This window comes from Acinetobacter sp. GN11 (genome assembly GCF_054823985.1).
In genome coordinates this window covers 1-4,743 of sequence record NZ_JRVL01000213.1, presented here as the reverse complement: position 1 = coordinate 4,743, position 4,743 = coordinate 1, and the positions used below count along the sequence as shown (strand labels likewise).

Below are 4,743 nucleotides of genomic sequence, written 5' to 3'. Positions count from 1 at the left end.
TATTCAGCCACAAGTGTTACGTTTAATTGACGATAACCAAAATTATCAGGCCCTTGAACGTCGTAGCCTACGTTACCAACGCAGCAGTGCGACAGAACAGTTCGATACCATTACTCAAGTCAAAGCAGAGCGACGCTTAAAGCCAACGTCTGTTCATGTCCAACGCTGGCAAGCCGATGCCCTACAACAAGAAGAAGGCAGCGGTAGCGTACAAGATACGCAAAAACACAGCGAACACTATGACAATGCGAGCTTAAACCTTGAAGATGCGTGGCACGTTAGCCCTGCTTGGATGCAGGACTTAAAAGGTGAAGACCAAGCCACTGCTTCAGGCAATAGTCAGATTGAACAGCTGAACCAGCATATTAATGCTTACCATCACTTGAGTTCTAAGCAGTTTACCGTTTCAGGCAATGTCCGTGATGCACAAGTGGGTTACTGGTTTGAGCTGAATGACCACCCTGAACTTGATCGCCACGACAGTGCTGATAAAGAATTTTTAATCTTAAGCAAACACTACTATAACCAGAATAATTTACCGAAAGAATTACAGCAGCAACTCGAGCGCCTGTTACCAAAAGACAAGCTCAAGGCAGCCCAGCTCGACACGCAAAACCCTGAGCAACGCCACTTTGCGGAGCTGAATGTCGTTCGACGCAACATTAAAGCTGTGCCTGAGTATAGCCCGCTAGAACATCGACCAGCCGCTTACCCGCAGCGCGCTAGAGTGGTGGGACTGGAAGGTGAAAGCATCCATGTTGACCAGTGGGGGCGTATTAAAGTCCGTTTCCTGTTTACCCGAACAGATGATCAAAGCCATGACGGTGGAGCAGGAAGTAACGACAATGACACCGACTCGGCTTGGATCGATGTGCTGACCCCATGGGCAGGTGCAGGTTATGGCGCACGCTTCTTGCCTCGCGTGGGTGAGATTGTTGTCATCGACTTCTTTGACGGAAACATTGACCGTCCATTTGTGGTGGGTCGTATTCATGAAGCCGAACGCCATCCAACCCAGTTCGACCAGAAAGGCCAGCTACCTGACACTAAAAAGCTCAGTGGCATCCGCTCCGAAGAAGTCGACGGCAAAGGCTTTAACCAACTAAGTTTTGATGACACCACAGGGCAAATCAGTGCCCAGCTACAAAGTAGCCATGCAGCCAGCCAACTTAACTTGGGTAACTTAAGCCATCCAAAAGACAAAGCGGAAAGTGAAGGTCGAGGTGAAGGTTTTGAGCTACGAACAGACCAGTGGGGCGCGGTAAGAGCAGGCAGTGGTTTACTCATTAGTACCCATAAACAAGACCAAGCTCAAGGTGTACACCTCGATGCAAATGAGGCCAAACAACAAATAGAAGGTGGCCTCAACAACGCCAAAGCCCTCAGTGAAGTTGCTAAAAATCAGCAAACTGATCCATTGGAAGTGCTTGAGAATCTAAAAACTTTCTTGGAACAGATTGAAGAAAAAGATCAAGACAAAGCTGCCGCTTTTAAGCAAGCCTTGATGATATTAACCGCACCTAACAGTATTGTTTTAGCCAGTAATGAAGACATTCACCTCAGCGCAGATGCTCAGTTAAGTCAAATTGCTGGAGACAGCATTAATCTGACCACTCAAAAGAACCTGATTGCGCACGCCCAAAATAAAATTAGCCTTTTTGCAGCTCAAGAAGGGGCGAGATTATATGCAGGCAAAGGCAAAGTCGAGATACAAGCACAAGGCGATGGAGCAGATTTAATTGCCCGTAAAGCTGTTCAGATTATTTCAACAGAAGACAAAATTGAAATTAGTGCTTCTAAAGAAATCGTTATCACAGCGGGTGGTTCTCAAATCAAGATTAATGGCTCGGGAATTTTCCCTGTCACTGGTGGTAAATTTGAGGTTAAGGCTGGGCAGCATTTGTTCCAATCAGGGGAAAAAGTTCCATACAATTTACCCCCACTCGGTGAATTAAAAAGTTTCTTGGAATTAAATTATCATTGGCCTACCTTAGAACCGATGAAAGGAGCTCCGTATTTAGTTGTATTTGAAAGTGGTCAAGAATTTAAAGGAAGTTTAGATGATAAAGGGTTCGCAAAAATTCCAAATGTACCAATAAATGAATCTTATACAGTCTGGTATGGTGAAGATGAAAGAAAAGTTGAAATTGAAGTTTTAGAAGAAAGTATTTTAGAAAACTTTACAGATCAAGATGAAATAGAGCTTGATGAATTATTAAAAAATTGGGATGTTGAAAATTAAAATAGGTGGTATATGGTTGATTTAAATAAAGATGATGTAGCACTTATTACTCAAGCAATTGCTATTGGTTTTTCTCCGGCTGGAGTTGCACTTGATGTGGCTGATTTAGCAAGAGCCTCATATAATTTATATCAAGAAAAGTCTGATGATAATTATTTTGAAGTTATTTTATGCGTGATTGGATTTATTCCAGGACCAGGAGATGGGTTAAAAGCAGGGTTAAGAATTGTAAACAGAAAACCGGAAATACTGTTTGAATTAATACGTTTTATCATGACACATTGTAAAATATATGGGAATCCTGAACAGTGGTTGAGTGAAATAATCAGTGATACAAAAATAAGAGAGTTGATTAGAAGCGGTAAACGTGAAGCTTTAAATGCATCTAATAAAAATATAGGCAATAGATGGGCAAAATATTGGATTAACCAAAGTATCGAAATTACATTTAATTTTTTAGAAGCATCTATTTCATCCTTGGTGCAATTACTCGCAAGAAAAGTTTTACATTGGAAGACAAAAATTCCTAAATCATCAGCGGATAAACGGCATGTAGGTGGTGGTAAAGGTCATCAAAATAATTCTGCCCATGGAACAACTTATGACGGTAAAACTGGTCAAAATGGAAATGGTCATGGCAGCAAGGGTAAGACTTTATCAAAAGTTGATATTTCAAAAGTTTTATCAAATCTTGAAGTTGGAGGTGTTGGTGAACATATGGCTGACTATTGGGTTGCTAACAAGTTGGCAATTCAGGCAGTTCATGATTCTGGGCAGCAACTGACTCCCAAATTACAACGCCCTATGACGAAATTACACATAGGTATTCATGATCAAGGTATTGATGCGATATGGAAATCTGATAAAAAAAATATTGGTATTATGAATACTAAGAGTTACGCCATTATAGAAGCCAAAGCTAGTTTAAGTATGGGGAAAGGTACAGGACCAGGTTCCCTATTAAATGATTTGGATAAACAACAGGATACGAGAGAAAGGCATATAGAAAGAGCTAGTGCTAAAAAAGAAAAAAGAGCTGAGAAGAAATTAATACCAAAGAAAAAGTTTTTAATTAATCAACAGATGAGTGATGAATGGGTTAAAAAAAGATTAAGAGAAACTTCGTTAAGAAATGTTGAAATTGCAGGATTTTCACGTCATTTACTTTATTTTAATTACGCTCACCCTGAAACTGTAGAACACTTAAATGTTTTAGCTATATCTATTCAAGATAATCAGCCAGTTGATCATAGTGAACATTTAAATGAACATACTCCATCAAACTTTTGGGGGGCAGCTAAAATAGATGAGGCTTTAAACAATCGAGTTACTCGAGCGAACATTAAGAATGGTCATACTAAGTAAAGTTGACTTGTCAGATATGAGGAATAAAACGTGTCAAATTTTACAGAACAGCGTAAGCAGCAATTTCTAACTGAAGATTATTATTTAAAAACTAAAGAATACAATGAGGAAGGAATTCCTCTATATCTAGAAAGTGATGCATTTGAAGATGATCAATATAATTGTGGTGAAGCAAGTCGTTGGACTGCAATTACAGATATATATACCTCTTTATTGTATCTTACATATACTGCTGGACATTCTATACATGAACTTATCCCCTTATTTGAAAAAGTTATCGATGGTTATGAAAAGCAATCAGAAGCATTGGCTCGTTTTCATAAATCAGAAAAACTTTCTGTTATTACTAGCCAAAATGAAACTTTAAATATATTAAGCCTTGCTTTTTTACTACATCGCAATGATCTTTTTCTCCGTATTCACTCTTTAGTTAATGGTGAGGGAGATAGTCATACAGGCGAAGATGAAATTATTAATAAATTTTTTAAGTTAAATGATTCTACTCATCCAACTATCAATGAAGGAAATTTATTTTCCTTAAGTTATGTTAAGTTATGTGATGTGATTGATAATGTTTTAGTAAAAAGTGATAAAAAGCATTCAGTAGAGCTTTTGGATGAATACTTATCAAATTGGTATCAAATGAATAGAAATGAAATTTGGTATAATAGTCACTTGGATTTAGAAAATAAAAGTTCCTATGTAGGTTATTGGGCATTTGAAGCAGCTGCATTAGTTTATTTACTTGATTTAGATGATAGTTCCTTATATAAACATCTCTTTTACCCTAAAGATATTGTACAGTGGGCTCGTAATCAAACAAAAATAAAAGCAGTAAATGATGATGTAATACAAATAAAATTAAGAGGGGGGGAGAAATGTACAAGAACTGGTTATTGGCGAACACCTGCACAGCCAAATTTACGCCGGTATTTTGTTCAGGATGAATTTCTTCCCACACTTATTGAAATGGATTGGGGAGAGGTATATTGGTATTGGGATGGTGAGAATTAATTGAATGCCCAATAGGGCATTCTTATCTACAAAAGATAGTTCTAAAATGTAGTAAATGATCAAAAATAGTTTTGAGGTAGGAATAAATATAGGAAATTAATCAAATTTACATATATTAAATT

3 protein-coding genes are annotated in these 4,743 nt (G+C 38.0%); all 3 read left to right on the top strand.

What is annotated here, in order from left to right:
- Positions 1-2,242: DUF2345 domain-containing protein (locus NL42_RS16350; protein ID WP_461313541.1), on the top strand; the 2,242-nt coding region annotated here is incomplete at its 5' end.
- A 12-nt stretch (positions 2,243-2,254) separates the two neighbouring features.
- Positions 2,255-3,607 (top strand): hypothetical protein, encoded by a 1,353-nt coding sequence (locus tag NL42_RS16345; RefSeq protein ID WP_202742446.1) that lies wholly within the window; start codon positions 2,255-2,257, stop codon positions 3,605-3,607.
- Positions 3,608-3,637: 30 nt separating this feature from the next.
- Positions 3,638-4,621, top strand: a complete 984-nt coding sequence (locus tag NL42_RS16340) for a PoNe immunity protein domain-containing protein (RefSeq protein WP_461313540.1) — start codon at positions 3,638-3,640, stop codon at positions 4,619-4,621.
- The last annotated feature ends 122 nt before the right edge of the window (positions 4,622-4,743 follow it).